The organism is Streptomyces sp. CRN 30 (assembly GCF_034105845.1).
This window is the reverse complement of record NZ_JAVRHI010000501.1, coordinates 1-2884: the sequence shown is the minus strand read 5'-3', so window position 1 is coordinate 2884 and position 2884 is coordinate 1. Positions and strand designations below refer to the sequence as shown.

The window sequence follows — 2884 nt, the reverse complement described above, 5'->3', positions numbered from 1 at the left end:
CGGCACGAAGAAGCAGGCGCAGGAGGCCATCGCCGAGCAGGCCACCCGCGTCGGCATGCCCTACGTCAACCAGCGCTGGCTGGGCGGCATGCTCACCAACTTCTCGACCGTCTACAAGCGTCTGCAGCGCCTCAAGGAGCTTGAGCAGATCGACTTCGAGGACGTCGCGGCGTCGGGTCTGACCAAGAAGGAGCTCCTGGTCCTCTCGCGTGAGAAGGCCAAGCTGGAGAAGACCCTCGGCGGTATCCGCGAGATGTCCAAGGTGCCCAGCGCCGTCTGGATCGTGGACACCAAGAAGGAGCACATCGCGGTCGGCGAGGCCCGGAAGCTCAACATCCCGGTCGTCGCCATCCTCGACACCAACTGCGACCCCGACGAGGTCGACTACAAGATCCCGGGCAACGACGACGCGATCCGCTCCGTCACGCTGCTCACCCGCGTGATCGCCGACGCGGTCGCCGAGGGCCTCATCTCCCGCTCCGGTGTCGCCACCGAGGGCAAGGGCGAGAAGGCCGCGGGCGAGCCGCTGGCCGAGTGGGAGCGCGACCTGCTCGAGGGCGAGAAGAAGGCGGACGAGACCCCGGCCGCCGCCGAGGGCGAGAAGCCGGCCGAGGCTCCGGCCGCCGAGGCGCCGGCTGCTGCCGAGGCCCCTGCCGCTGAGGCCCCTGCCGCCGAGGCGCCGGCCACCGAGGCTCCGGCCGCGGACGCCGAGCAGGCCTGACCCCTCACCCCTTCGGGTTCTGAACGGCGGGGGCACACCGGGCCCCCGCCGTTCGGCCCGTAGATCTTCAAGACTTCGAGAGAGATTCCAGGAATCATGGCGAACTACACCGCCGCCGACGTCAAGAAGCTCCGTGAGCTCACGGGCGCCGGCATGATGGACTGCAAGAAGGCGCTGGACGAGGCCGAGGGCAACGTCGAGAAGGCCGTCGAGGCGCTCCGTATCAAGGGCCAGAAGGGCGTCGCCAAGCGCGAGGGCCGCTCCGCCGAGAACGGCGCGGTCGTCTCGGTCATCGCCGACGACAACTCCTCCGGTGTCATCGTCGAGCTGAAGTGCGAGACGGACTTCGTCGCCAAGGGCGAGAAGTTCCAGGCCGTCGCCAAGACGATCGCCGAGCACGTCGCCAAGGCCGCCCCGGCCGACATCGAGGCGCTCCTCGCCTCCGAGATCGAGCCCGGCAAGACCGTCCAGGCGTACGTCGACGAGGCCAACGCCAACCTCGGCGAGAAGATCGTCCTGGACCGCTTCGCGCAGTTCGCCGACGGCTACGTCACCGCGTACATGCACCGCACGATGCCCGACCTGCCCCCGCAGATCGGTGTCCTCGTCGAGCTCGACAAGCCCAATGCCGAGATCGCCAAGGGTGTCGCCCAGCACATCGCCGCGTTCGCGCCGAAGTACCTCTCCAAGGACGACGTGCCGGCCGAGGTCGTCGAGTCCGAGCGCCGCGTCGCCGAGGAGACCACCCGCGCCGAGGGCAAGCCCGAGGCCGCCCTGCCGAAGATCGTCGAGGGTCGCCTCAACGGCTTCTTCAAGGACGCCACGCTGCTCGGCCAGCCGTACGCCCTGGACAACAAGAAGTCCGTCCAGAAGATCCTGGACGAGGCCGGTGTCACCCTGAAGCGCTTCTCGCGCATCAAGGTCGGCATCTGAGTCCGTACCGCGACGGACGCCCGGCCCCGGTAGGGTCGGCGGCAGCCGTCCGCGCACACGCGCGTGGCGGACGGCGGCAGATCTGACGAGGAGGCCATTGCCGCGCATGGGATGAGAACCACCCCACCGGCAATGGCCTCCTTCGTATGTGTGACCCACGTAAAAGAGGCGAGATCTCCATGACCACCAAGGCCGAGAAGAGCGACGACGGCAAAGTACGCGGCCGGTTTCTGCTGAAGCTGTCCGGAGAGGCGTTCTCCGGCGGCGGGGGCCTGGGCGTCGACCCCGACGTGGTGCACGCCATCGCGCGCGAGATCGCGGCCGTCGTCCGGGACGGCGCGCAGATCGCGATCGTCATCGGCGGCGGCAACTTCTTCCGCGGCGCCGAACTCCAGCAGCGCGGCATGGACCGCGCCCGCTCCGACTACATGGGCATGCTCGGCACCGTGATGAACTGCCTCGCCCTCCAGGACTTCCTGGAGAAGGAGGGCGTCGACTGCCGCGTGCAGACCGCCATCACCATGGGGCAGGTCGCCGAGCCCTACATCCCGCTGCGCGCCGTGCGCCACCTGGAGAAGGGCCGCGTCGTCATCTTCGGCGCCGGTATGGGCATGCCGTACTTCTCCACCGACACCACGGCCGCCCAGCGCGCCCTGGAGATCGACGCCGAGGCCCTGCTCATGGGCAAGAACGGGGTCGACGGGGTCTACGACTCCGACCCGAAGACCAACCCCGACGCGGTCAAGTTCGACGCGCTCGGCTACGGCGAGGTCATCACCCGCGACCTCAAGGTCGCCGACGCCACGGCCGTCACGCTGTGCCGTGACAACAAGCTGCCGATCGTCGTCTTCGAACTCCTGAAGGAGGGCAATATCGCCCGAGCCGTCAAGGGTGAGAAGATCGGCACGCTCGTGGGCGACGAGACCGGCCGCAGCTGAACCCCTGGCCGGGGGATGGACAATGTCCTGCCGGTCGGGAACCGTGCAGGAAGAAGACGCGACGCAGCCGGCCGCCGCCCCGACCAGGAACCGCAGCCGGGCCTACTCAGACACGCAGGAGCAAGTGGTGATCGAAGAGACCCTCCTCGAAGCCGAGGAGAAGATGGAGAAGGCCGTCGTGGTCGCCAAGGAGGACTTCGCCGCGATCCGCACCGGCCGTGCGCACCCGGCGATGTTCAACAAGATCGTGGCCGACTACTACGGCGCGCCGACGCCGATCAACCAGCTGGCC

The 2884-nt window shown here is 68.6% G+C and carries 4 protein-coding genes; all 4 read left to right on the top strand.

All coding sequences use genetic code 11. The annotated features are described in order from the left end of the window. Window positions 1-721: 30S ribosomal protein S2 (gene rpsB / locus UW392_RS57020; protein WP_320783389.1), on the top strand; the 721-nt coding region annotated here is incomplete at its 5' end. Between the two features lie 96 nt (window positions 722-817). Next, window positions 818-1654 (top strand): translation elongation factor Ts, encoded by an 837-nt coding sequence (gene tsf / locus UW392_RS57015; protein WP_320783388.1) that lies wholly within the window; start codon window positions 818-820, stop codon window positions 1652-1654. Between the two features lie 179 nt (window positions 1655-1833). Further along, window positions 1834-2592, top strand: coding sequence for a UMP kinase (gene pyrH / locus UW392_RS57010; protein WP_320783387.1), 759 nt, complete (start codon window positions 1834-1836; stop codon window positions 2590-2592). Between the two features lie 127 nt (window positions 2593-2719). Continuing rightward, window positions 2720-2884 (top strand): ribosome recycling factor (locus UW392_RS57005; protein ID WP_320779635.1); only part of this gene is annotated, 165 nt, incomplete at its 3' end.